A 25,089-nucleotide genomic window follows, 5' to 3' on the forward strand; every position below is an offset into this window, starting at 1 on the left:
GGGCATGATCGTCGTCGCGTCACGCAAAAAGGCCACGCCTGTCCGGCGGGGCCTTTCTCGTTTCTCATGCCAAATTTGGTCGATCCCCCAGGATGGCGGATTTGGGCGTCGCTCAGGCAAGCCCGCACGGCGGATCAGTGCCGGAAGTGGCGCACCCCCGTGAACACCATCGCCAGACCGGCTTCGTCGGCGGCGCGGATCACGTCGTCGTCGCGCATCGAGCCGCCGGGCTGGATCACCGCCGTGGCGCCGGCTTCGGCCGCCGCCATCAGGCCGTCGGCGAAGGGGAAGAACGCATCGGAGGCGACCACCGCCCCGACCGCAAGGCTCTCCGCCCGGCCGAGGCGCTGGGCGCCCTCCGCGGCCTTCCAGGCGGCGATCCGCGAGGAATCGACCCGCGACATCTGCCCGGCGCCGATGCCGACGGTGGCGCCGTCCTTGGCGTAGACGATGGCGTTCGACTTCACGTGCTTGGCGACGCGGTAGGCGAAGCGCAGGTCGGAAAGCTCCGCCTCGCTCGGGGCGCGCTTCGTCACCACGGTCAGCGCCATGTCGTCGATCACCCTGGCGTCGCGGCCCTGCACCAGCAGGCCGCCGGCGAGCGTGCGCACGGTGTCGCCCGCGGCCCGCGGGTCCGGCAGGCCGCCGGCCAGCAGCAGGCGCAGGTTCTTCTTGGCGGCCACGATCGCGATCGCCTCCTCCGAGGCCTCAGGCGCGATGATGACTTCGGTGAAGATCTTGACGATCTCGGCGGCGGCCTGCGCGTCGAGGGGCCGGTTCAGGGCGACGATGCCGCCGAAGGCCGAGGTCGGGTCGCAGGCGAGCGCGCGGGCATAGGCCTCGACGAGGTTTTCGCCCTCGGCCACGCCGCAGGGGTTGGCGTGCTTGATAATCGCCACCGCCGCCGCGCGCGCCGGATCGAACTCGGCGACGCATTCGTAGGCCGCGTCGGTGTCGTTGAGGTTGTTGTAGGATAGTTCCTTGCCCTGCACCTGCCGCGCGGTGGCGATCCCCGCCCGCGCGATCCCCGGCGCCCGGTAGAAGGCGGCCGCCTGGTGCGGGTTCTCGCCGTAGCGCAGCCCCTGCGCGAGCGCTCCGCCGAAGCTCCGGAAGGGCGCGGTGCCCGCGGCCTCGACGTGCCCCGACATCCAGTTGGCGATCGCCGCGTCGTAGGCGGCGGTGCGGGCGTAGGCCTTCTGGGCGAGCGCGCGGCAGAACGGGCGGGTGAGCGTCCCGTTCCCCTGCGCCAAGGCGTCCAGCACCGGGGCGTAGTCGGCGACGTCGGTGACGACGGCGACGTCGGCGTGGTTCTTGGCCGCCGCGCGGATCATCGCCGGGCCGCCGATGTCGATGTTCTCGACGCAGTCGTCGTAAGAGCGGCCGGCCGCGATCGTCGCCTCGAACGGGTAGAGGTCGACCACGAGCAGGTCGATCGCGGCGATGCCGTGGGCGGCGAGCGCCGCCTGATGCTCGGGGTTGTCGCGGATGGCGAGCAGCCCGCCATGCACCGCCGGGTGCAGCGTCTTCACCCGCCCGTCCATCATCTCGGGGAAGCCGGTGAGCTCGGAGACCTCGGTGACCGGCAGCCCGGCCTCGGTCAGCGCCTTGTGGGTGCCGCCGGTGGAGACGAGGGCGACGCCGCGTGCGCTCAGGGCGCGGGCGAAGTCGACGAGCCCCGCCTTGTCGGAGACGGAAAGGAGCGCGCGGGCAACCCGCACCTGATCATGCGACATCGTGGTTCTTGTCGTTTCGAGGGCCGTTGGCGGCGCGGTAGCACGAATGGCCGCAGTCGGGCCAGAAGTCCGCTCAGGCCGCGGCAGTCGGCGCGCGTCCCGGGGCGGAGGCGAGGCGCTCGAACGTCCAGTCGACGCGCACGTCGTCGTGGACCGGCAGGTGCAGCACGATCTGGTCGGTGCGGCGCGCGCCGGTGAGGCCGGCGAAGTAGACGCTCTCCTCCAGCCGGATCTCGGCGCCGGTGGCGTGGAACCGCCAGACCTCGCCCAGCGGCGAGGACAATTCGAGCCCGTCCTCCAAAGACCGCACGGCGATCGCCGGGTGGAGGTGGAATCGGATCGCCACGTCCTGCGTCCGGACGCGGCCCGCCTTCGTCGCCGGGCGCAGGAACGCGTCCTGCCCGTCCAGGCGGCCCTCCGCGCCGTCGAGCTGCCAGCGCCGCTCGTGGACGATGCCGTGGTCGCGGGCGTAGCCGTCGTGCCGGGCGGCCAGCACGGTGGCGGGGCCCTCGTCGCTGCGCTCGGCCTTCACCGCCGCGGGGCCGCGCAGGACCACGGGGCCGACCCGCCGCTCGAGCCAGCGCGCGGCGACGCGCTCGCCCCACCACCCGCCCGACCCGAGGAAGCGGCAGGACGACGCGTCGGCGACGCAGGCGGTCGAGTGAGCGGCGGTGGTGCGGGCCAGCCGGCGCAGCTCCGGGCCGCTCGCGGGCAGGCCGCAATTGATCACGATCCGCTGCGGCCCGCTCGACATCTCGAAGGAGAGGCAGCCGGCCCCGGCGTTGAGCGAGTACGGCAGCGGCGGCGGCGCGCCGACATCGGCCACGATGACGATGCGGCCGCCTTCCAGGCGCTCGTAGCCGGAGTTCGGCGCGTGCATCATCGGCTGCGCCAGGGCGCCGTCGTAGATCAGCAGCGTCGCGAGGTGGTCGGCGGCCGTCGCGCCCATGCCGTTGAAGTGGCTGAGCGAGGCGTCGGCGTGCCGGAGCAGGCGCAGCAGCGGCAGCATCCGGTCGATGGCGCCGAGCAAAGCCGCCGGCGGCTCGACGCTGCGGCTGAGATAGCTCTGGCGCAGGGGCAGCAGGTCGAGGAGCAGTTCCATCGCGAAGCGCGGGTCGCGCGAGCGGTGGCCGCCGTCGGCCATGATCTGGCGGTCGAGCTCGCGCGAGAGCACGCGGGTGGCCCGCCGCAGGATCGGCTGGATGCCTTCGCAGCACAGGCCCGCGAAGCACAAGGCGACCGCCGCGTTCAGCCGCCATTGCGGCGGCACCCCGCGGCGCAGGTCGCGCTCGAGCTGCTGCGCGCCCCGGGCCAGCGCCTTCAGGAAGGCCTGGTAGAAGGCGTGGTCGGCCCCTTCCAGCACCAGCGGCGACTGGCTGAGGAACGAGATCAGCCGGCGCGCGGCCACCGGCGTCTGGCGCGCCAGGGCGGCGTCGCCGCGCCCGGCGATGAAGTCGGCCACGAAGGCGCGGGCGTTGGAGCGGGCGAGCGCGGTGTCGGCGGCGCGCAGGTGCCTGAGCCAGCCGAAGCCGTAGAGCACGTCGGCCCATTCCGGCGAGGGCGGGGTGTAGTCGAACGGCGAGCCGCCGCTCACCGCCAGCGAGCGCCCGGCGAAGACGAACAGCCCGGCATAGATGTCGTCGGCGAAGGTGGCGTCGGAGGTGCGCAGGTCGTGCGGCGCGATGACCAGGCCGGTGACGCGGACGCGGGCGAGGATGTCCGGCGGCGCGGAGAGACGCGCCGAGGCGGCGCGCGCGGTCCGCGCGACCTCGCGCCCGACCAGCCGATACAAGCGCCAGCGATCAGCCCCCCAACGCACGTCGGTCCCCCGAAGGCCGGCGCGCGGAGATCGGCGCCGGTCACTCTCACGATCAAGCTAGAGCGGGCGTCTTAACCATCGGTTTACGATCTGTCATGGGTCGACATGACCGGCGCCGCGGCGTCGGCGGACCGTTTCTCCCTGCCGGGTTGCCCGCCATGCCGCCTGATGGCCACTGAATCCGAGGCTCCGCGAGATGCGGGCGATCGGGCCAAGCTCGTCGCCAACGAGAGCGCCAAGCTGACCGCGACCTACGTGAACGGCGTCGCCATCGCGATTCTGGCCGTCGGCGGCCTCGCGCCCGTCTTCTCGGGGCGACTCGCCGGCATCGACTTCGGAGCCGCGCTCCTGGGCGCCAACCTCCTCCTTTGCGCGACGACGAGTGCGGCCCTAAATTGGCTGGGACGCAGGATTCTCAGGACCCTCCGATGAGCGATCCGCACGTTCTCTTGATGTTCGCCTTCCCGATCTGTGGCCTCATGCTCGGCCTCTGGGCGTTCTGGCTGACGCGGCGCGCGCACGACTAGACGGGCCGCAGGACGAAGCTGCTCATCGCCGGCGCCGGCCGCTCTCCGTGTGAAAACCGAGGAAAGCGGGGACAACCAGGCCGATTCGCCAGTTCGTTGCCGGCAAAGCCTTGAATGGCCTAAGCCGTTTACCCGTCGAGCTTTTTTCTCGCGTATCCAGGATGGCATCCAGCACCTGCCGGGGGGCGGCGTCGATGCAGTTCGATATCACCGAGGATGCGACCGGCCTGTGGCTCTGGACGCTGGTCGACGACCGCAACGGGCCCGTCGTGTGCTCGCCCGTGCGCTTCCGGACCCAGGTCCAGGCCTATGCCGACGTCGCCGCGTTCAAGGCGATGGTGTCGGGCGCCGGCGTGTTGGTCGGGAACGGGCCCAAGCGCCGCAGCGCCGGCGATGGCGGCGGGCAGCTCGGCCTGCTCTGAGGGTTACGAAGGCGAAAGCGCGGCGCTGAACGCGCGCAGGTTGCTCCGCATCATGTCGAGATAGGTCGAGGCGGGGCCGCCCGGCCCGGAGAGCGCGTCGGAATAGACCTTGTCGCCGATCCGCGCGCCGCTTTCGCGGGCGACCTGCTGCATCAGGCGCGGGTCGGCGATGGTCTCGATGAACACCGCCGGGACCTTGTCCTGCCGGACCTGGCGGATGATCCGGGCGACGTCCTGCGGGCTCGCCTCGCTGTCGGTGGAGACCCCTTGCGGCGCCAGGAAGGTCAGGCCGTAGGCGGCGCTGAAGTAGCCGAAGGCGTCGTGCGTGGTGATGACCTTGCGGTGGTCGGCGGGAATCCGGGCGAGCGCGGCGCGGATCTCGGCGTCGAGCGCGTCGAGCCTGGCGAGGTAGGCCTCGGCGTTGCGGGCGTAGTCGGCGGCGTGGCCGGGATCGGCCTTCGCCAGCCCGTCGCGGATGTTGGCGACGTAGACCTTCGCGTTGGGAACGCTCTGCCAGGCATGCGGGTCGGCGTCCGCACCCGCCGCGTCGCGGCCGCCCTCGCCGTGGCGATGGTCGTGGCGGCCGGGGATCGTGGCGACGCCGGCCGAGGCGACGACCACGGGGGCCTTCGAGCCCGAGGCGCGGATCAGCCGGTCGATCCAGCCTTCGAAGCCGAGGCCGTTGACGAAGACGATGCCGGCGGCGGCCAGCGTCCGCGAATCGCCCGGCGCCGGGCTGTAGCCGTGGGCGTCGGCATCGGGTCCGACCAGCGTCGTCACCGCGACCGCGTCGCCGCCGACCTGCCGCACGAGGTCGCCGAGGATCGAAAAGGTCGCCACCGCCCGCAGGCGCTCCGCCGCGGAGGCCGGGAGCGCGCCGCCGGCCAAGCTCAGCGCCAAGGCCGACATACGCGCGAAGCTTCGCCAGGCTGCAATCCAGGTCCTCATCGTGGTCACGCTCCTCAAGCCGGTCGTGCCTGCTGATAGTGTCATACTGTTACATCGCCAAGCCGCCGGGCGGGGCGGACCACCGAAACACGGGCGCCGTCAGGCCCTAACGGAGGCGGCACGACCGACGAGCCGGCCCCCGCGACGCCCGCCGAGGCCAGGCGGCGCTTGATCCGCGGGGCCGAGGGCGGCACACCCGCGCCACCGCCGCCTCGGGCGACGGTGGGCCGGCGCCCTTCGCCGGGACGATTGCGGAACCCGCGATGGCGCGCCTGAAGGGCGACACGATCCCCCTGCTCCGCCGGCTCTGGCGCGAATGGCTGTCGCCGCACCGGGGCACGCTGGCCGTCGTGCTGGTGCTGATCGCGCTCGTCGGCGCGTCCACCGGCCTGTACCCGGCGCTGATCAAGGGTGCGTTCGACGCGTTCGACCGGAAGGATTCCGGCGCTCTCGCCTACGGCCCGCTGATCGTCATCGTCGTCACCTCGGTGCGGGGTTTTGCGCTGTTCGGGCAGACGGTGCTGACCAACCGCGTCGTCACGCGGGTCGAGGCGGACATGCAGGCGGCGCTCTACGGCCACCTGATCGACGCCGACCTGGCGCAGCTCGGCCGCGAGAGCCCGGCCGCCTTCACCCAGCGCTTCACCACCGACTTCGCCTTCATCAAGGAGGCGCTGACCCGCATCTCGACGGTGCTGCTGCGCGACGTCGCGATGCTCGTCGGCCTCGTCGCCGCGCTGATCTGGATGGACCCGGTGCTGACGGGGGTTGCCGCCGTCACCGTGCCGTTCGTCGCCGGGCCGATCGGGAAGATCGGCAAGAAGCTCAGGCGCGTCTCCACCACCACCCAGGAGCAGATGGGCGCCACCGCGAGCCTGATCTCCGAGAGCCTGCAGGGCGTGCGGATCGCAAAGACCTACGCGATGGAGGGCTACCTCAAGGGCCGCGCGGCGGACGCGCTCGATTCGGTCCGCCGCCTCAAGATGAAGGCCGCCAACGCCCGCGGCCGCCTCGACCCGCTGCTCGAGGTCGGCGGCGGCTTCGCCGTGGCGGCGGTGCTGATGCTGGTCGGCCAGCGGGTGATGGCGGGCGAGCGCACGGTCGGCGACTTCACCGGCTACGTCGCCGCCCTGCTGCTCGCCGCCCAGCCGGCCCGCGCGCTCGGCACCCTCAACGCGATCCTGCAGGAGGCGGCTGCCGCCCTCACCCGCTACTTCGCCCTGATGGACGAGGCCCCGACGATCCGCGAGGCGTCGGGCGCCAAGGCGCTGAAGCCCGGCCCCGGCGAGATCGCCTACCGGAACCTGCATTTCCGCTATCGGGCGGACGCGCCGGCGCTGGAGGGCATCGACCTCGTCGTGCCGGCGGGCTCGACCACGGCGCTGGTCGGCCGCTCGGGCTCGGGCAAGTCCTCGCTCCTGAACCTCGTGCCGCGGCTCTACGACGCCACCGGTGGCACCGTCGCCATCGACGGGCAGGACGTGCGCGGGGTGACGCTTTCGTCGCTGCGCGCCGCCGTCGCGGTGGTCTCGCAGGAGGTGGTGCTGTTCGACGACACCATCGCGGCCAACATCGGCTTCGGCCGGCCCGGCGCGACGATGCCCGAGATCATGGCCGCCGCCGAGGCCGCCGCCGCCCACGGCTTCGTCTCGCGCCTGCCCGAGGGCTACGACTTCCGCGTCGGCCCGGCCGGCGGCCGGCTCTCGGGCGGCGAGCGCCAGCGCATCTCGCTCGCCCGCGCCTTCCTCAAGGACGCGCCGATCCTGCTCCTCGACGAGGCGACCTCGGCGCTGGATTCCGAATCCGAGCGCCTGGTGCAGGACGCCCTGACCCGGCTGATGAAGGGCCGCACCACGCTGGTGATCGCCCACCGGCTCTCGACCGTGCGCGAGGCCGACCTGATCGTGGTGATGGAGGCCGGCCGCGTCGTCGAGACCGGGCGGCACGAGGCGCTGATCGCGCAAGGCGGCGCCTACGCCCGCCTGCACCGGATGCAGCTGTCCGACGATCCCGCGGAGCCGGCGACCGTGCCGTGAGCCGACCCGCCCCGGCCGTGAAGATCCGACGGCGGGCACCCGCGAGACGCCTCCGAGCCGGGTCGGGAGCGGTCGGTCCGCTTCGGGCCACGGCCGGCGGCAGGGGAACGTTCGAGGACCTCCGCCTCGGCGAGCGGAGGCTTTTCAGCCCGCCGAAACCACCGCCATCGGCGGCAAGCGCCGGGACCGTCGCCGTCTTTACAACGTGCGCATTTGCGTCTCTGTTGCACCCCGTACTCGCCGGACGACGGTCGACGACAAACGGGGACGCCAACCCCGGACCATGGGGTTGAGGCAATGCTGGATCAGGGATCACCCCACCGTGAGTGGGCCGGTCTGATCACGGAGGGGATCGCGGAAGCCGCGTATGTCCGCGAGGATTATGCGCGGCGAAGATCCGTCGACCAGGCCCGGCAGCGAACCCTCGCGCTCGGCCGCATCGTCCAGACGGACATCATCCCCCGGCTGATGCTGCTCGATCGCGGCGAGCGGCAGGTCCGGTCGGACGTGCTGCCGAAGCTAGATACGGAAACGGTCGCGGGCTTCACGGATCTGATCCTCGGGCACGACGTCGCGGCCCTCCTGAGCGCGTTCACGGCCCTGACGGCCAAGGGTTACTGCGTCGACGACCTGTTCCTCGACCTGCTCGCACCTTCGGCGGCTCTGCTGGGACGCATGTGGGACGACGACCTGTGCGACTTCATCGAGGTCACGGCCGGCCTCGCCCAACTCCAGTTCCTGCTGGCCACGTTCCGCTCGGACGGAGGCCTGGCGCCCTACGACAGCGGGCGCCGTATCCTGCTCATGGGAGCACCCGGCGAGCTCCACACCTTCGGCTTGGCGATCGTCGAGCAGTTCCTGCGGAAGGCCGGCTGGCACGTGGCGAGCGGCCTCGCCTCTACGCCCGAGGAGATCGCCGATCTCGTCGGTTCGGAATCGTTCGGCGTGGTAGGTCTGACGCTAAGCTGCGAGAGCCGCCTGGATCAGCTCGCCGCATCGATCCAGGCGGTACGACGGGCGTCGCTCAATCCTTCGATCAGCGTCATGGTCGGGGGACCCGTCTTCCTTGAGCAGCCCGAACATGTCGCCCGGGTCGGCGCCGACGCCTCGGCGGTCGACGCCCCCACCGCGGTGCTGCTTGCACAGAGGCTGCTGTCGTCCGCAGGCGCCGAACGCTCGCCCAGGCCATGACGCCGACGGGCGACGTCCTCGGCTTTCACGGATCCTCGGAGCTTTCGAACGACCGCATGTAGATCGCTCTGCCAATCCGACGTCCTGACAGGATCCAGCAGCAATGTCTGTCGTTCAGCTCATCTATGCCTCACGGCCTTTCGGGTTCGACCAAGCGATGCTCAACGGCATCCTATCGCAATCGCGGCGTTGCAACGCGCGCGATGGGATCACCGGCGCCCTCATTTGCAGGGCGGATGTCTACATGCAGTTGCTGGAGGGCTCGGCCGAGGTGCTGGATGCCACCTATGCCCGGATCTTGAGGGACGAGCGGCATCTGGAGATCCGGCGGTTGTCCTATCACCCGGTGACGGACCGTTTATTCCCCGGCTGGGCGATGCGCGACGATCCGGCCCGCTCCTGGATGTGGTCGCAAGCCGAAGTTGCCAACGGAGCGATCGATCAGGCGACTCCGCTGCAGGCGCTCAGAATATTCGAGCGGCTCGCCGCCGAACCCGCATACGACGACGCGTAACGCGCATCGGGACCGACGCGCATCGGGAACGACTCGGCGTTCTTCGAAAGATGGATGGCCGACAGCCTGATCGAACCGATGCTGTCCGGTGGATGCGGGCGCCGCCAGCGTCCCATCCACGCCTCGGTCTCCCTGCCGCCAACGAAGCGATCTCACCCATGTTCGATGAGTACGGCATTCCGCGCGGCGCCGAGCCGGACGACGCGACGTTGGTCCCTCTGTACCATTTCGTCTATTGCAGTCGTGCCGCGGAACACGTCGACGACGCCGAAGTCACCCGTATCGTCGAAGCGGCCAAGCGCAACAATCTTGCCCACGGCATTACCGGCGTGCTGGTCTTCGGCAGCGGCGTTTTCTTCCAGTGGATCGAGGGGCCGGCCGCCGAGATACGGAAATTGATCGCGACCCTGCATCGAGACGAGCGCCACTACGATATCGTTTCGCTGAGCCAGAGCGAGGAGGAACGAGAGCGCCTCTATCCGGATTGGGACATGGAGCGGGTCGAGGCCGACGACATCCGGCTCGTGCTGCAGGACGCCCTCGAAAGCGCGGAAGACAAGAACAACCGCGTGGCGCTGACGCGGATCCTCGAACAACTCGGTTCGGGTTCGCTCGAGCCCATCGGTCGAGGTTGATCGGGGCCACGTCCGCTTCCCGGCAGGCCTGGAGGGCGACGGATCCGGCCACGTCCGGTCGACCTCGGAGGCGGCCGGATGGCACGACGGGTCGGAATGCGTCCGCTTGCACCGGGTCTCATGGGTCGGAACCCATGAGGTCCGGCGCATCGCCGCCGCCCCGCGGTCGCGGCGGTCAGGCCGCGACGGTTCGGGCGGATCGTGGTCCGGTGTTCGGTCTTCGAGGGTGTCGCCGACGGTCGGCGCGGCGGATCACGGTCGGGACCAGGGATGGCGGGCGAGACCTTCGGAACGACGGCGGACGGCGAGACGGTGACGCGCTTCACCCTCGCGCGCGGCGCGCTTCGGGTTCAGGTGCTCGATTACGGCGGCGTCGTCACCGCGATCGAGACGCCCGACCGGGCGGGCCATGCGGCCAACGTCGTGCTCGGGCTCGACTCGGTGGCGGCCTACGAGACGAAGAGCCCGCATTTCGGCGGCCTGATCGGACGCTTCGCCAACCGCATCGCGAACGGGCGCTTCGCCATCGACGGCCACGCCTACGCGCTGCCGACCAACGAGCCGCCGAACGCGATGCATGGCGGCCCGCGCGGGTTCGACCGGCGGATGTGGCAGGTGGCGTCGGCCGACGACGGCCACCTGACGCTGGCGCGCCGATCGCCCGACGGCGAGGAGGGCTTTCCGGGCAACCTCGACGTGACCGTGACCTACAGCCTGCCCGAGGACGGGACGTTGCGGATCGACTACCGCGCGCGGACCGACCGCCCGACCGTGCTGAACCTGACCCACCACGGCTACTTCAACCTGGCGGGCGAAGGCGCCGGCGACGTGATGGGCCACGTCGTCACGATCGCGGCCGACGCGGTGTTGGAGACCGACGCGACGCAGGTCCCGACCGGTGCGTTGCGGCCGGTGGCCGGCACGGCGTTCGACTTTCGCGCCGGCATGCCGCTCGGCCGGCGCATCCGCGAGGGCGACAAGCAGCTCGTGATCGCCAAGGGCTACGACCATTGCTTCGTCCTGGCCGGCGCGGACGGGCGCCTGCGGCCGGCGGCGAGCTGCATCGAGCCGGCGAGCGGGCGCCGCCTCGACGTGGCGACGACGCTGCCGGGCCTGCAACTCTACACCGGCAACAACCTCGACGGGACGCTGGTCGGCCCGGGCGGGCGGGCCTACCGCTCGGGCGACGCGGTCTGCTTCGAGACGCAAGCCTTCCCCGACGCGCCGAACCACCCCGGCTTCCCGTCCGCCGTGCTGCGTCCGGGTGAGCTCTTCGCCTCGACGACGACCTACCGGTTCTCGGTCGTCTGATCGGATTCCCGTCGCGCCGCCCGGCGCGCGGCCACCGAATCGGCGAGCAGGCACAGGATCTCGAAGGCGAGCTGGCCGCCGGTGAGCGCGGTGAGGCCGGACGGGTCCAGCGGCGGGGCCACCTCCACGAGGTCGGCGCCGACGAGGTCGAGCCCGCGCAGGCTGCGCAGCAGGGCCAGGGCCTCGCGGGTGGTCAGGCCGCCGATCTCCGGCGTGCCGGTGCCCGGCGCGTAGGCCGGGTCGAGGCTGTCGATGTCGAAGCTGAGATAGGTCGGGCCGGCGCCCACGACGGCGCGGGCCTCGGCCGCCACCTCCGGCATTCCGCGGGCGGCCGCCTCCTCCATCGTGACGACGCGAATGCCCTGGGCGCAGGCCCAGTCGCGCTCGTCCGCCGCGTCCATGCTGCCGCGGATGCCGACCTGCACGCAGCGCCGCGGATCGAGCACGCCGTCCTCCACCGCCCGGCGGAACGGGGTGCCGTGGGTGAGCCGGGTGCCGCCGTACTGGTGGTCGTCGGTGTCGCTGTGGGCGTCGATGTGCACGAGCCCGAGCGGGCGCCCGCGCCCCAGCGCCCGGAGGATCGGATAGGTGACGAGGTGGTCGCCGCCGACGGAGAGCGGCACGATGCCGGCGCCGGCGAGCCCGAGCATGAACGCCTCGATCCGCCGGCAGGTCTCGGCGGCATCGACCGGGTTCACCGGCACGTCGCCGAGGTCGGCGCAGGCCGCCAGAGCATAGGGCGCGATCCCGCTGGCATGGTTGATCGCCCGCGTGCCGGTCGAGGCTTCGCGCACGCCCCGCGGTCCGAGGCGCGCGCCCGGCCGGTTCGTGGTCGCCCCGTCGAACGGGATGCCGACGAGGCCGATCTCGACGCCCTCGGCCGCGCCCGGATCGCGGCAGGGCAGCCGCATGAAGCTCGCCACGCCGGCAAAGCGCGGCGTCTCCATGCCGGACGCCGGACGGAACCTTGCGATACGGGCCGCGTCGGTCTCGTTCACCCTGTGCGCCACGCCGGTCCCCTTCCTGGATCGATCCGCGATCATCCGGGGCCGGCAGGGCGGGATCAAGCCGGCGCGGTTAAGCCGGTGCATCAAGGTGCGTTGACGACGCGGCGTCCCGTGGCTATAGAGCCGGCTCTGCCGAGGGCCCGTGCGGTTGCGCGCGTCGTCGGCTTCGCCATTCGCCACACCCAGCGCAGACCGATCCGAGGCTCCCCGAGCTCGAAGGTCCCCGCCCTTTGATACGAGGATGCCCATGGCCAACACCGTGTCGGCCAAGAAAATGACCCGCAAGATCGCCAAGCGCACGGCGATCAACCGCTCGCGCCGCTCCCGGATGCGTACCTTCGTCCGCAAGGTCGAGGAGGCGATCGCTTCGGGCGTGCAGTCCGACGCCCTCACCGCGCTTCGCGCCGCCGAGCCGGAGATCATGCGGGCCGCCCAGAGCGGCATCGTTCACAAGAACAACGCCTCGCGCAAGGTCTCGCGCCTCGCCGCCCGCGTGAAGGCCCTGGCCGTCGCCGCCTAAGCGCGACCGCCGCCGACGAACCATCGAACCCGTTACGAAAAAGCCCGGCCTTAGCGCCGGGCTTTTTCGTGTTCGCGTCGCACCCGTGATGTGGTTCTCGTTCGAGTCGTCCGTTCCCTTGTCCCTCGGCCACCGGGCTCGCCGATCCGGCGCGGGTTCCTCCTCCCATGGGGAGAAGGACAGGATGAGGTGCGTGACCCCTTAGGCTCAGGCGCGCAGCTCGTCCCAGCCCACGCCCCTGGCTCAGATCCATTGCAGACGGCACCGCGCGGTCATTCCGGGGCTCCGCTGCGCGGCCCCGGGACGACGGAGGTGCTGCCAACGGGTTTCCGAAGAGCAAATCGCCTTCTGCGATGGTCCCGCCCGTAGAAGCGGGAAGAGGCGGAGACGGCGCCGACATGTCCGGCGACGGTGTCTGATCGGCGCCCGCGATTGCCCGCCAAACCCCCCCGAACGCCCCGCCGATGTTCGCGCCATGTCCGCGCCCGCCCGGTGACGAAGCGTTAACCCATTTCCAAAAATCGATTTCGTTGCGGAGTCTTCGGGGCAGGTGTAGCTTAACAAAACCTCACCGCGCCTGAGCAAAGGCACAGCATCTCCCACATCACCCCGAATCGTTCGGCGAATCAAAGCGGTATCCGTCTTCGGCTCGACTCCGCTCGACTCGCTGCAGCGCCGATCAAGGCTTTCCCCGCAAGTCCCACTGTTAAAACTACCGTAGGTAATTGTTGATAGGCTCTCCCAATCGACCAGCAGCGTCGTCGGACGGGTTGACTCCCGCCGATTTTTGCGCCCCGCCCGTGTTCACGGGGTGTTCCAGTGTGCGTGCGTACGCCCCGTCGGCGGGTCTCCCGTCCTCGGTGCGAGGAGAGTGTCAGTGATGCATGTCGACGAGAGCGTGTCGGGCGGCGGCGGAAGCGGCGGAGCAAACGGGGTCGCGGAGGCTGCGGCGGCCTGGGGTCGCGTGAAGCGCCGCCTGCGGGCCGAGCTCGGCGAGGACGTGTTCGCGAGCTGGTTCGCGCGCCTGGAGCTGGATTGCGTCGTGGGCGGCACCGCCCGCCTCACCGTGCCGACCCGGTTCCTCAAGAGCTGGATCGAATCGCACTACCTCGATCGGGTGCTGAACACCTTCAAGGCCGAGGTCGAGGAGGTCGGCCGCATCGAGGTCGGCGTGCGCGGCACCACCGCCCCGGTCCGCCCGGTGGCGCCGGGCGCCCCGAAGCCCGGCCCGACCAGCGGTCCGCTGGCCCGCCTCCACGCCGCCGGCATGCCCGCGCCGATGCCGACGACGCCGGCCCCCGACATGCGCGCCGAGATCGCCGGCGAGCTGAACGGCGCGCCGCTCGACGCCCGCCTGACCTTCGCGAACTTCCTGCTCGGCCGCTCGAATTCCCTGGCGCATGCCGCCGCCGACCGCGTCGCCCGCCACGACGGCGAGGGCGCGCTCTACAACCCGCTGTACTTCCATGCCGGCGTCGGCCTCGGGAAGACCCACCTGCTGCACGGCATCGGCCACGCCGCCCGCGAGGCCGGCCGCCGGGTGATCTACCTCACCGCCGACCGCTTCATGTACGGCTTCGTCAACGCCCTGAAGACGCAGAACGCGCTGGCCTTCAAGGAGCGCCTGCGCGGCATCGACCTGCTGATCCTCGACGACGTGCAGTTCATCCAGGGCAAGTCGATCCAGGCCGAGTTCGGCCACACCATCAACGCGCTGATCGATGCCGGCCGCCAGGTCGTCGTCGCCTCCGACCGGCCGCCGACGGAGCTCGAGGCCCTGGACGAGCGCGTGCGCTCGCGGCTCGCCGGCGGCCTGGTGGTCGAGATCGGGATGCTCGACGAGCAGTTGCGCGCCTCGATCCTCTCCGCCCGGCTCGCCGCGGTGCGGGTGGCGCATCCGAGCTTCGAGGTCTCGCCGGCGGTGGCGACCTACGTGGCGCGCGCGATCACCGCCAACGGCCGCGACCTCGAAGGCGCCGTGAACCGGCTCCTGGCGCACGCTACGCTCACCGGCACCGCCGTGACCATGGAGACCGCCGAGACCGCGATCCGCGACCTCGTGAAGAACCGCGAGCCCAAGCGCATCAAGATCGAGGACATCCAGAAGCTCGTCGCCTCGCGCTACAACGTCTCGCGCTCCGACATCCTCAGCGAGCGCCGCACCGCCGCCGTGGTGAAGCCCCGCCAGATCGCGATGTACCTGTCGAAGGTGCTGACGCTGCGCTCGCTCCCCGAGATCGGTCGCCGCTTCGGAGGCCGCGACCACACCACGGTGCTCCACGCCGTGCGCAAGATCGAGAAGCTGATCGGCGAGGACACGGTGCTCGGCGACGAGGTCGAGCTCCTGAAGCGCATGCTCCAGGATTGATCGCGCCTCCTCCCCCGGCGGGGAGGACGGCACGGGGGCGGGCCGCGCGCCCGCCCATACCCTGTGCGGGGACGAATCGCGCCCTTGCCTTCGCGGCGGCCCTTCGCCAAGCTGAACGGCCAAACTCCGAACCCGCCGGCCGCGGCGGCGTTCGAGCACGGTCCTTCGAGCATTCAGAGTACTGCGATGAGAGTCACTGTCGAGCGTGCGGCCCTCCTACGGTCGCTCGGCCACGTGCACCGCGTCGTGGAGCGGCGCAACACGATCCCGATCCTGTCGAACGTGCTGCTGCGCGCCACCGACGGCGGCCTGCAGCTGCGGGCGACCGACCTCGACATCGAGGTGACCGAGACCGTGCCGGCCGACGTCAGCGATCCCGGCGCCACCACCGTGCCGGCGCACGTCATCTACGACATCGTGCGCAAGCTGCCCGAGGGGGCGCAGGTCTCGCTGGAGACCGGCGGCGAATCCGGCCAGATGACGATCCGCTCCGGCCGCTCGCGCTTCGCGCTCGGCGCGCTGCCCGAGGGCGACTTCCCGGACCTCGCCGCGGGCGAGCTGCCGCACAGCTTCCAGATCGCGGCTTCCGACCTCAAGCGGCTGATCGAGAAGACCCAGTTCGCGATCTCCACCGAGGAGACGCGCTACTACCTCAACGGCATCTACCTCCACACCATCGAGTCCGAGGGGCTGAAGCTCCGCGCGGTGGCCACCGACGGCCACCGGCTCGCCCGCGTCGAGATCGACGCGCCGGAGGGCAGCGCCGGCATGCCGGGCATCATCGTGCCCCGGAAGGCGGTCGCCGAGATCCAGAAGCTCGTCGACGACGGCGGCGACAGCGTCGCGATCGACCTGTCGCCGGCCAAGATCCGCCTGCGCTTCGCTTCGGGCGTGACGCTGATCTCGAAGCTGATCGACGGCACCTTCCCCGACTACCAGCGCGTAATCCCGGCCGGCAACGACAAGCGCCTCACGGTGGAGCGCGACGCCTTCGCGCGCGCCGTCGACCGGGTTTCGACGATCTCGTCGGAGCGCGGCCGCGCGGTGAAGCTCGGCCTGCAGGAAGGGCGCCTCTCGCTCTCGGTCAACAACCCGGATTCGGGCAGCGCCACGGAGGAGCTCGACGTCGACTACGAGGCCGCCGGCCTCGATATCGGCTTCAACGCCCGCTACCTCCTCGACATCACCGGCCAGCTCGAAGGCGACACCGCCCTGTTCAAGCTCGCCGACCCGGGCTCGCCGACCCTGATCCAGGACCGCGAGGGCGCCTCCGCGCTCTACGTGCTGATGCCGATGCGGGTGTGAGCCGGCGCCGCGCGGACCCCGAGATGCGGACATGACGGCGGCCCGTCTCATCGCGATTGCCGCCGTCGCTGTTCTCTCTGCGCTTTCGTTATGGGCGAATGGACGGTTCTCCGCGCTCGATCGGCTACCGATGCAATGGAGCCTGTCGGGCGAGGTGAACTGGAGTGCGCCTCGGCCGCTGGCTCTCGCCTTCGTGCCGGTGCTGGCGGCCCTCCTGATGGCGATCGATCTTTGGGTTCATCGCCGAAATGCTCGCTTGGCACGCCGCAACACGGCCATTCACGCCGTCGGGTTCCTGATTGCCTATGGCTTCTATCTGGGCCTGCTTTTCCGCTTTGTGCCGACCATCGACGGTCCGGCTCTACCCTGAGAAGTGGGCTTTGGTCAGGATGCGAGAGCCACGTTATAGGGTCTTGCCCAACGTCCCGGCGCTCGAAAATCTGAAACAGATCGTCTGTGATTAGGCCCGAAGCTGACATCGGTCTGGAGCCAGAGCAAGGCGCCCAGCGCCTCACCCGCCTGACCGTCCGCGACTTCCGCAACCACGCCGACCTCGACCTGCCGCTGTCGTCGCGCTTCGTCGCGCTCGTCGGCGAGAACGGGGCGGGCAAGACCAACATCCTGGAGGCGGTCTCGCTGTTCGCCCCCGGGCGCGGGCTCCGGCGGGCCGAGTTCGCCACGATGGCGCGCAAGGACGGCCCCGGCGGGTTCGCCGTCTCGGTGACGCTGGCGCGCGACGGGGCCGAGCATCGCCTCGGCACGGGCTGCGAGCCGCCGGGCTTCGACGGGCGCACCAGCCGGCTCTGCCGGGTCGACGGGGCCGGCGCGCCCTCGCCCGTCGCCTTCTCGGAGTTCGTGCGCGTGGTCTGGCTGACGCCGGACCTCGACGGGCTGTTCCGCGGGCCCGGCGGCGACCGCCGCCGCTTCCTCGACCGCCTCGTCCTCGCCGTCGATTCCGGCCACGGCGCCCGCGTCTCGGCGATGGAGCGGGCGCTGCGCTCGCGCAACCGGCTGTTGGAAGAACGCCCGAACGACGGCCGCTGGCTCGACGCGATCGAGCGCGAGGTCGCCGAGCTCGGCGTCGCCGTGGCGCTCGCCCGCCGCGAGACCACCGAGCGCCTCGACCGGCTGATCCACGAGACCCGCGACGACGCGCAGCCGTTTCCCTGGGCGGCCCTGCGCCTGGAGGGCGACCTCGACGACCTCGTGGCGGTGTGGCCGGCGTTGGAGGCGGAAGACCGCTTCCGCCTTGCGCTCGCCCGCGGCCGCGCGCGCGACCGGGCCGCCGGGCGCACGCTCTCCGGCCCGCAGACCAGCGACCTCGTGGTCCGCCACGGCCCCAAGGACGTGCCGGCGGCGACCGCCTCCACCGGCGAGCAGAAGGCGCTGCTGATCGGCCTCGTGCTGGCCCACGCCCGGCTGGTGCGGGCGATGAGCGGGATCGCGCCGCTGATCCTCCTCGACGAGGTCGCCGCCCACCTCGACCCGCGCCGCCGCGCCGGCCTGTTCGAGGCGCTCGACGCGCTGCCCGGGCAAGTGTTCATGACGGGCGCCGACCCGGCGATGTTCGACGGCCTCGGCGAGGCCGCCGAAATCGTGCGGATCGGGTAATCGCCTCGGGCGACTTCGCCTCAGCCTGCCGCCGAGTGGATGTCGGTCTGCGGGAAGTCGTCGCCGACGAAGAGGAGCGGCACGTCGTGGACGCGCGCGCAGGCATAGGCGAAGCAGTCGCCCATGTTCAGCCGGGCCGGGTGGCCCCGGCCCTTGCCGAAGCGGGCATAGGCGGCGAGCGCGTCGCGCACTTCCTCGTCGCCGAGAGCGACGATCCGGATGCCCGCGAGATCGAGAAACGCGTAGGTCTCCGTCTCGGCAGCGTCGATCGCGAGCGCGTTTTTTCGGGCGAGCGCGCTCGCGGTCTCGAAGATGGCCAGCGCGGATGTGATCGGATCGTGCGCCGCCTTGATGGCCCGCGCCAGTGACGCGTTCCCGGGCTCGCCGGCGAGGATCGCGACCAGCGCGGACGCGTCGACGAACATCAGGGCTCGCCGTTCAGGTCGTCGAAGAACGCCTTGTCGGCCTCCAGCCCGGTTTCCGGACAGGCCGCGATACGATCTTGGATCAGCTTGATCCCCGCGATGAACGCAGTCAGCGACGCATCGCGCCGCTCCAGCTCGTTGGCGAGCGCGATCCGCACCGCCTCGGTCTTGCTGACGCGCGCCAGGGAAGCCAGCTTATCGGCGAGGCGGTTGACCTCCTCGCTTCGAATATTGAGCGGCATCGCGCGTCTCCGTGTAGACAGTGCAACGCTAGTGTATACACACCGCGGCGGCAAGCGGCCGCATCGCCCGGGACAGGTATGACCTCACGACTCGACGACGCGCGGCGGGCCCTGAAAACGACGTTCGGCTACGACGACTTCCGCCCCGGCCAGGACGAGGTGATCGAGGCGGTTCTGTCCGGGGCGGACGTGTTCGCGGTGATGCCGACGGGCTCGGGCAAGTCGATGACCTACCAGTTGCCGGCGCTGGTCGAGGATTCGCTCACCGTCGTGGTCTCGCCGCTGATCGCGCTGATGCACGACCAGGTGCAGCAGATGCGCGGCTTCGGGGTCGCGGCCGCGACGCTCAACTCGTCGGTGGCCGAATCCGTTTCGCGCGAGACCTGGCGGATGATCCGCGCGAACGAGCTGCGCCTGCTCTTCGTCTCGCCCGAGCGGCTGCTGATGGACGGCTGCATGGACGCGCTGCGCGGCGCCGGCGTCCGCCGGCTCGCGGTCGACGAGGCGCATTGCGTCTCGCAATGGGGCCACGACTTCCGGCCCGAGTATCGCGCCCTGTCGCGGGCGCGCGAGGCGCTCGGCGACGTCCAGACCGTGGCGCTGACGGCGACCGCCGACAAGGCGACGCGGGCCGAGATCGCCGAGCGGCTGTTTCCGGAAGGGCGCGACCTCAGGACCTTCGTGCACTCCTTCGACCGGCCGAACATCGGCCTGACCTTCGCCGCCAAGGACAACCCGACCCGGCAGATCGAGCGCTTCCTCAAGCACCGCCGCTCCGAGAGCGGGATCATCTACTGCTCGTCGCGCAAGCGCACCGAGCAGCTGGCCGAAAGCCTGAAGAAGGACGGCTTCAACGCGCTGGCCTACCATGCCGGCCTCGACCAGGGCACGCGGATGCGCAACCAGGACACCTTCCTGCAGGAGGACGGCGTCGTGATGACCGCGACGGTGGCCTTCGGGATGGGCATCAACAAGCCGGATGTGCGCTTCGTCTGCCACGCCGACATGCCGGGCAACGTCGAGGGCTACTACCAGGAGATCGGCCGGGCCGGCCGCGACGGGCTGCCCGCCGACACCCTGACCCTCTACGGCCTCGACGACATGGCGCTGCGCCGCCGCCAGATCGACGAGAAGGAGGTGCCGGACGAGCGCCGCCGCGTCGAGCGGCGCAAGCTCGAGGCCATGATCTCGCTGTGCGAGGGCGCGGCCTGCCGCCGGCAGTCGCTGCTCGCCTACTTCGACGAGGCCAGCGGCCATTGCGGCCGGTGCGACCTCTGCCGCGGCGGCGTCACGCTGGTCGACGGCACGGTCTCGGCCCAGAAGATCCTCTCGGCGATCGTGCGCACCGGGCAGCGCTACGGCGCGGCCTACGTCTGCGACGTCGTCCACGGCAAGGCGAGCGAGCCGATCCGCCGCAACGGCCACGAGCAGCTCAAGACCTTCGGCGTCGGCGCCGACAAGCCGGTCGCCGCCTGGCGGGCGATCCTGCGCCAGCTCTTCGCGGCCGGCGCGGTGGCCGAGAACGGCGACGGCTACGGCGGCCTCACCATGACCGACAAGGGCGAGGCGATCCTGTTCGGCCGCGAGCCGGTGGAACTCCGCCCCGACCCGGAGCCGAAATCCGCCGAGCCGCGCGAGCGCCGCCGCACGGGCGCCGTGCGCGACGCCGGCTCGGACGACCTGAGCCCCGCCGACGAGGCCCTGTTCCAGCACCTCCGGGGCCTGCGCGCCACGATCGCACGCACGGAGAACATCGCCGCCTTCATGGTGTTTCCCGACCGGACGCTGATCGAGATGGCCAAGGGCAAGCCGGTGGACCTCTACGCGCTGCGCACCGTCCACGGCGTCGGCGAGCGCAAGCGCGAGGCCTACGGCGACCGGTTCGTCGCGGCCATCGCCGAGTTCCTGGCGCATCCCCCGGCCGCGTGAGCGGCGGGAATCGGTCTTTTCGCTCGTCTCGGGGCCGCGCCGTCGTGTAGGGAGCCGGAATCCCTTGCCAGCACCAGCGCCGGAACGCGTCGTCATTCCCCAGTCCAACGACACGGCCGCGGCCGACCTGCCCACGGTCGAGCGGCCCGCAACCGATCGGCCGGGCACGACCACGCGCCAGGTCTTCTACCTGCCCGGCTTCGACCCGCGCCAACCGGAGACCTACTGGGGCCTCTTCCGCCGCGAGAGCCGGCTGACCGCGGCGCGCCGCGGCCTCGACATCGCGGTCGGCGAACCGTCGCGCAGCGCCGACCGCCTCAGCCTCGACTGGACCGTGCAATCCGGCGCCACCCGCACGCGCTACGGCCTGCTGCGCTGGGACGACATCGTCCGCGCCCGCTTCCCGCGCGCCAACTGGCGGCGCCTGGGCACGGTGCCGGCCCTGCTGTGGCGGCTTCGGCGCTCGGGCTACGCGCGCCGCCTGCGCCGCGAGGCGCGCAGCTTCGCCATGGTGATCTTCGGGGTCCAGTACCTGTTCCTGCTGTTCGTCGCCGTGAGCCTCGCGCTCGGCGCCCTCCTGCCGTCGGCGCTGCCGGCGGGCTGGCGGCCCTGGTCCTGGCTCGCGGTGCCGGTCGCGGCCTACGCGATCCTGGCCGGCATCATGGCGCTCACCCGCGGCAAGCCGTTCTACTGCGCCCACCTCGTCGACGACACCGCCTTCACCCACGACCACGCGGCGGGACGCGAGCCGCGGATGCCCGACCGCCTCGACGCGATGGCCGCGCGCATCGCCGCCGCGGAAGGGACGGCCGACGAGATCGTGGTGGTCGGCCATTCCTCCTCGAGCTTCCTCGGAATCGAGGTGCTCGACCGCATCCTGGCGGCCGACCCGGCCTTTGGCACCCGCGACACCCCGGTCTCGTTCGTGACGCTCGGCAGCGTGATTCCCTGGATCGCCCTCGACCGGCCGGCCGTGGCGTTCCGGGCGGCGCTCGCGCGGTTCGCCGCCGCCGACCACATCCGCTGGCTCGACGTGCGCGCCCCCTGGGACTGGCTGTCGATCCACCTGCGCGATCCGCTGACCGCGTCCGACGTGCCCTCCCCCGACCGGACGCGCCCGGCGACGCGCTACGTCCGCCTCGAAGACCTGATCGAGGACCGCTTGATCCGGGGGCGGCGCTTCAACTTGTTCCAGATGCACTTCCAGTTGTTGATGTCGAGCCTGGACACGGAGGGGTTCGACTACGTCGCCCTCGTCTCGGGCGCCGAACCGGTGCACGCGGCGATCGACCGCCGCCGCAGGGCGAAGCCCGGAAGCGCATCCGAGGCCGATGCGGACGCGCCGGCCCGGGCCTGAGCGCTTCGACCCCGGTACGGTCCCGCCCGGATGCGCGATCGAATGTTGCCAGGGCGGGCGCTTACCCTCTAGAGCCGTGGCGACCCCCGAGCCGGCGCCTACCTCACCGATGGGCACCTTCTCATCGGGACCGGATTTTCGTCGAGACCGCCGCATGTTCCGCAACGACGTCCCGATCACGCCCGAACTCGTCCGCCAGCATGGCCTGACGCCGGACGAGTACCAACGCTTCCGCGGGCTGATCGGGCGCGACCCGACGCTGACCGAGCTCGGCATCGTCTCGGCGATGTGGAACGAGCACTGCTCGTACAAGTCCTCGCGCAAGCACCTGCGCGGACTGCCGACGACGGGCCCCTGGGTGATCCAGGGCCCGGGCGAGAATGCCGGCGTCATCGACATCGGCGACGGGCTCGCCTGCGTCTTCAAGATGGAGAGCCACAACCACCCGAGCTTCATCGAGCCCTACCAGGGAGCGGCGACCGGCGTCGGCGGCATCCTGCGCGACGTGTTTACGATGGGCGCGCGCCCGATCGCGGCGCTCAACGCCCTGCGCTTCGGCTCGCCCGACCATCCCCGCACCCGGCACCTCGTCTCGGGCGTGGTCGCCGGCATCGGCGGCTACGGCAACTCGTTCGGCGTGCCCACGGTGGGCGGCGCCGTCGGCTTCCACCCGCGCTACGACGGCAACATCCTGGTCAACGCCATGGCGGTGGGCCTCGCGAAGGCCGACGCGATCTTCTACGCGGCGGCCTCCGGCGTCGGGAACCCGATCGTCTACCTCGGCTCCAAGACCGGCCGCGACGGCATCCACGGCGCCACCATGGCGTCGGCCGAGTTCGACGCCGAGACCGAATCGAAGCGTCCGACCGTGCAGGTCGGAGACCCCTTCGCCGAGAAGCTCCTGCTCGAGGCCTGCCTGGAGCTGATGAAGTCCGGCGCGGTCATCGCGATCCAGGACATGGGCGCGGCCGGGCTCACCTGCTCGGCGGTCGAGATGGGCGCCAAGGGGGATCTCGGCGTCGAGCTCGACATCGAGAAGGTGCCGGCCCGCGAGGCGGGCATGACCCCCTACGAGATGATGCTCTCGGAGAGCCAGGAGCGCATGCTCATGGTGCTCAAGCCCGGCATGGAGGCCGAGGCCGAGGCGATCTTCGTGAAGTGGGGCCTCGACTTCGCGGTGATCGGCAAGACCACCGACACCCTGCGCTTCGTGGTGAAGTGGCACGGCGACGTGGTCGCCGACCTGCCGATCAAGGAGCTCGGCGACGAGGCGCCGCTCTACGACCGGCCCCACATCGCCAACACGCACCTGCCCGAGATCCACGCCGCGGACGTGGCCGCCCCGGCCTCGCTGACCGAGGCGCTGAAGCGCCTCGTCGGCTCGCCCGAGCTGTGCTCGAAGCGCTGGGTCTACGAGCAGTACGACCACTTCATCGGCGGCAACACCGTGCAGAAGCCCGGCGGCGACGCGGCGATCGTCCGCGTCGAGGACGGCCCGCGCGGGCTGGCCCTCACCGCGGACGTGACGCCGCGCTATTGCGAGGCGGACCCCGTCGAGGGCGGGCGGCAGGCCGTGGCCGAGGCGTGGCGCAACATCACCGCCGTCGGCGGCCGGCCGCTCGCGATCACCGACAACCTCAATTTCGGCAACCCGGAAAAACCCGAGGTGATGGGCCAGCTCGTCGGCTGCATCCAGGGCATCGGCGAGGCCTGCAAGGCGCTCGACTTCCCCGTCGTGTCCGGCAACGTCTCGCTCTACAACGAGACCAACGGCGTCGGCATCCTGCCGACCCCGACCATCGGCGGCGTCGGCGTGCTCGACGACGTCGCGCGCCACGCCACCATCGCCCTGAAGCGCGCGGGCGACGTGCTGGTGCTGGTCGGCGCGGCCGAGGGCTGGCTCGGGCAGTCGATCTACCTGTCGGTGATCGAGGGTCGCGAGGAGGGCGCGCCGCCCCCCGTCGACCTGTCGCTCGAGCGCCGCAACGGCGACTTCGTCCGCGGGCTGATCGTCTCGGGACAGATCGACACCGTCCACGACCTCTCCGACGGCGGCCTCGCGGTGGCTTTGGCCGAGATGGCGATGGCCGGCTCGTTCGGCGCGACGCTGCCCGAGGCCCCCGAGGGCATGCCGGCCCACGCCTACCTCTTCGGCGAGGACCAGGCCCGCTATCTCGTCGCCGTGCCGGCCGAGGTCGCGACCGACATCCTCTACGCCGCCTCGGCGCAGGGCATTGACGCCTCGGTGGTCGGCGTCGTCGAGGGCGACGGTTTGACCCTGCCGGGCGGGCAGACCATATCCGTCGCCGAGCTTCGTGAGGCGCACGAAGGCTGGCTGCCGGCCTACATGGCGAGCCTGCCGGCCGCCGCCTGAACCCCGACCAAGGAACCGACCGATGCCGATGGACGCGCGCGAGATCGAGCGGATGATCGTCGAGGCCCTGCCCGACGCCAAGGTGGAGATCAAGGATCTCGCCGGCGACGGCGACCACTACGCCGCCACGGTGCTGTCGGCGGCGTTCAAGGGCAAGACCCGCGTCGCCCAGCACCAGATGGTCTACGGCGCGCTCCAGGGGCGGATGGGGGGCGTGCTCCACGCCCTTGCGCTGACGACGGGCGTCCCGCAGGATTAGTCGCCGCAGCGGTGGTGCCGATGGACCAGCCGAGCCTCTACGACGACCACACGGTGACGTGGGCCGACCAGCAGGTCGCCGCGTTGCGGTCCCTCGCGACGCGCCCCGAGCTGTCGAACGTCCCCGATTGGGAGAACGTCGCCGAGGAGATCGAGGGCGTGGGCCGGTCCGAGATCGATCGCGTCGAGAGCGCGATGTCCCAGATGCTGATCCACGTACTGAAATATGCCTCCGCGCCGGCTGCGCAGTCGACCCGTTCCTGGCGCAAGGAGGTCCTGGTCTTCCAGGCCTCGGCGCAGCGGAACTATCGTCCCTTCCTGCGCAAGAGGATCGATTGGGAGCGCCTCTGGGCGAACGCCAAAACGATCGCCGACGCCTCGCTCGACGTCTTCGGCGGCAGGCTGATCGGCGGACTGCCGGACCGGATGCCCTTCACCCCCGAGGAGATGTCGTCGGACGGTTTCGACATGGACCGCGCCCTGGAACGTCTCGCCGAGGTGTTGAAAGCGCGCCCCGACCATCATTAGATCACTCTTGCAGATCAAGGACCGAAACC

The 25,089-nt window shown here is 71.1% G+C and carries 23 protein-coding genes; 17 read left to right on the top strand and 6 right to left on the bottom strand.

What is annotated here, in order from left to right; translation table 11 throughout:
* Positions 1–134 precede the first annotated feature (134 nt).
* Complete coding sequence (gene purH, locus FV234_RS07380; protein ID WP_147828575.1) at positions 135–1,733, bottom strand: bifunctional phosphoribosylaminoimidazolecarboxamide formyltransferase/IMP cyclohydrolase; 1,599 nt, start codon at positions 1,731–1,733, stop codon at positions 135–137.
* A gap of 73 nt (positions 1,734–1,806) precedes the next feature.
* The gene (locus FV234_RS07385) at positions 1,807–3,552 is read right to left on the bottom strand and encodes a heparinase II/III family protein (RefSeq protein ID WP_147765108.1); all 1,746 of its coding nucleotides are present in this window, start codon (positions 3,550–3,552) and stop codon (positions 1,807–1,809) included.
* A 105-nt stretch (positions 3,553–3,657) separates the two neighbouring features.
* Between FV234_RS07385 and FV234_RS07390 the strand changes: the two genes are divergently transcribed.
* Entirely contained in the window at positions 3,658–3,984 is a 327-nt protein-coding gene (locus tag FV234_RS07390; RefSeq protein WP_238272892.1) for an amino acid transporter protein, read from the top strand.
* A 289-nt stretch (positions 3,985–4,273) separates the two neighbouring features.
* Complete coding sequence (locus FV234_RS07395; protein WP_147750769.1) at positions 4,274–4,501, top strand: hypothetical protein; 228 nt, start codon at positions 4,274–4,276, stop codon at positions 4,499–4,501.
* 3 nt (positions 4,502–4,504) lie between these two features.
* Here FV234_RS07395 and FV234_RS07400 read toward each other — a convergent pair whose 3' ends face one another.
* Positions 4,505–5,410 (bottom strand): metal ABC transporter substrate-binding protein, encoded by a 906-nt coding sequence (locus FV234_RS07400; RefSeq protein WP_238272907.1) that lies wholly within the window; start codon positions 5,408–5,410, stop codon positions 4,505–4,507.
* Positions 5,411–5,712: 302 nt separating this feature from the next.
* Here FV234_RS07400 and FV234_RS07405 point away from each other — a divergent pair, with 302 nt between their 5' ends.
* The 5 genes from FV234_RS07405 to FV234_RS07425 all read left to right on the top strand — a co-directional run bounded on the left by FV234_RS07405 (position 5,713) and on the right by FV234_RS07425 (position 11,136).
* Positions 5,713–7,485: an ABC transporter transmembrane domain-containing protein gene (locus FV234_RS07405; RefSeq protein ID WP_147828577.1), complete on the top strand. Its 1,773-nt coding sequence runs from the start codon at positions 5,713–5,715 to the stop codon at positions 7,483–7,485.
* Between the two features lie 213 nt (positions 7,486–7,698).
* Positions 7,699–8,676 carry a cobalamin B12-binding domain-containing protein gene (locus FV234_RS07410; RefSeq protein WP_238272891.1) on the top strand — a complete coding sequence of 326 codons (978 nt, stop codon included), beginning with the start codon at positions 7,699–7,701 and terminating at the stop codon, positions 8,674–8,676.
* 103 nt (positions 8,677–8,779) lie between these two features.
* On the top strand, positions 8,780–9,190 hold the full coding sequence (locus FV234_RS07415; protein WP_147828578.1) for a BLUF domain-containing protein: 411 nt from the start codon (positions 8,780–8,782) through the stop codon (positions 9,188–9,190).
* A gap of 158 nt (positions 9,191–9,348) precedes the next feature.
* Complete coding sequence (locus FV234_RS07420) at positions 9,349–9,825, top strand: BLUF domain-containing protein (protein ID WP_147828579.1); 477 nt, start codon at positions 9,349–9,351, stop codon at positions 9,823–9,825.
* A gap of 270 nt (positions 9,826–10,095) precedes the next feature.
* Positions 10,096–11,136: an aldose epimerase family protein gene (locus FV234_RS07425; protein ID WP_147828580.1), complete on the top strand. Its 1,041-nt coding sequence runs from the start codon at positions 10,096–10,098 to the stop codon at positions 11,134–11,136.
* Here the strand turns inward: FV234_RS07425 and speB are convergent.
* A complete protein-coding gene (speB, locus tag FV234_RS07430) occupies positions 11,115–12,083 on the bottom strand; it encodes an agmatinase (RefSeq protein WP_238272906.1) in 969 nt (322 codons plus the stop codon). The two genes, FV234_RS07425 and speB, sit on opposite strands and share 22 nt — an antisense overlap.
* 307 nt (positions 12,084–12,390) lie before the next feature.
* Between speB and rpsT the strand changes: the two genes are divergently transcribed.
* The 5 genes from rpsT to recF all read left to right on the top strand — a co-directional run bounded on the left by rpsT (position 12,391) and on the right by recF (position 17,947).
* Positions 12,391–12,663: a 30S ribosomal protein S20 gene (rpsT, locus tag FV234_RS07435; RefSeq protein ID WP_147750762.1), complete on the top strand. Its 273-nt coding sequence runs from the start codon at positions 12,391–12,393 to the stop codon at positions 12,661–12,663.
* Between the two features lie 880 nt (positions 12,664–13,543).
* Positions 13,544–15,031, top strand: a complete 1,488-nt coding sequence (gene dnaA / locus FV234_RS07440; protein WP_147750761.1) for a chromosomal replication initiator protein DnaA — start codon at positions 13,544–13,546, stop codon at positions 15,029–15,031.
* 186 nt (positions 15,032–15,217) lie between these two features.
* On the top strand, positions 15,218–16,336 hold the full coding sequence (dnaN, locus tag FV234_RS07445) for a DNA polymerase III subunit beta (protein WP_147828582.1): 1,119 nt from the start codon (positions 15,218–15,220) through the stop codon (positions 16,334–16,336).
* A gap of 31 nt (positions 16,337–16,367) precedes the next feature.
* The gene (locus FV234_RS07450) at positions 16,368–16,706 is read left to right on the top strand and encodes a hypothetical protein (RefSeq protein ID WP_147828583.1); all 339 of its coding nucleotides are present in this window, start codon (positions 16,368–16,370) and stop codon (positions 16,704–16,706) included.
* An 89-nt stretch (positions 16,707–16,795) separates the two neighbouring features.
* The gene (recF, locus tag FV234_RS07455; protein WP_238272905.1) at positions 16,796–17,947 is read left to right on the top strand and encodes a DNA replication/repair protein RecF; all 1,152 of its coding nucleotides are present in this window, start codon (positions 16,796–16,798) and stop codon (positions 17,945–17,947) included.
* 20 nt (positions 17,948–17,967) lie between these two features.
* Here recF and FV234_RS07460 read toward each other — a convergent pair whose 3' ends face one another.
* Together FV234_RS07460 and FV234_RS07465 are read right to left on the bottom strand one after the other, a co-directional pair.
* Positions 17,968–18,372: a type II toxin-antitoxin system VapC family toxin gene (locus FV234_RS07460; RefSeq protein WP_147828584.1), complete on the bottom strand. Its 405-nt coding sequence runs from the start codon at positions 18,370–18,372 to the stop codon at positions 17,968–17,970.
* Positions 18,372–18,614: a type II toxin-antitoxin system VapB family antitoxin gene (locus FV234_RS07465; RefSeq protein WP_147828585.1), complete on the bottom strand. Its 243-nt coding sequence runs from the start codon at positions 18,612–18,614 to the stop codon at positions 18,372–18,374. The genes FV234_RS07460 and FV234_RS07465 overlap by 1 nt, the downstream gene beginning before the upstream one ends.
* Positions 18,615–18,692: 78 nt before the next feature.
* Here FV234_RS07465 and recQ point away from each other — a divergent pair, with 78 nt between their 5' ends.
* The 5 genes from recQ to FV234_RS07490 all read left to right on the top strand — a co-directional run bounded on the left by recQ (position 18,693) and on the right by FV234_RS07490 (position 25,060).
* Positions 18,693–20,543, top strand: coding sequence for a DNA helicase RecQ (recQ, locus tag FV234_RS07470; RefSeq protein ID WP_147828586.1), 1,851 nt, complete (start codon positions 18,693–18,695; stop codon positions 20,541–20,543).
* 127 nt (positions 20,544–20,670) lie between these two features.
* Positions 20,671–21,900, top strand: coding sequence for a hydrolase (locus tag FV234_RS07475; protein ID WP_147828600.1), 1,230 nt, complete (start codon positions 20,671–20,673; stop codon positions 21,898–21,900).
* Positions 21,901–22,054: 154 nt separating this feature from the next.
* Positions 22,055–24,274, top strand: coding sequence for a phosphoribosylformylglycinamidine synthase subunit PurL (gene purL, locus FV234_RS07480; protein ID WP_147828587.1), 2,220 nt, complete (start codon positions 22,055–22,057; stop codon positions 24,272–24,274).
* A 22-nt stretch (positions 24,275–24,296) separates the two neighbouring features.
* Positions 24,297–24,533: a BolA family transcriptional regulator gene (locus FV234_RS07485; protein ID WP_147727612.1), complete on the top strand. Its 237-nt coding sequence runs from the start codon at positions 24,297–24,299 to the stop codon at positions 24,531–24,533.
* A 20-nt stretch (positions 24,534–24,553) separates the two neighbouring features.
* Positions 24,554–25,060, top strand: a complete 507-nt coding sequence (locus FV234_RS07490) for a DUF29 domain-containing protein (RefSeq protein ID WP_147828588.1) — start codon at positions 24,554–24,556, stop codon at positions 25,058–25,060.
* Positions 25,061–25,089: the final 29 nt, after the last annotated feature.

Source organism: Methylobacterium sp. WL8, from assembly GCF_008040045.1.
Lineage (GTDB): Bacteria > Pseudomonadota > Alphaproteobacteria > Rhizobiales > Beijerinckiaceae > Methylobacterium > Methylobacterium cerastii.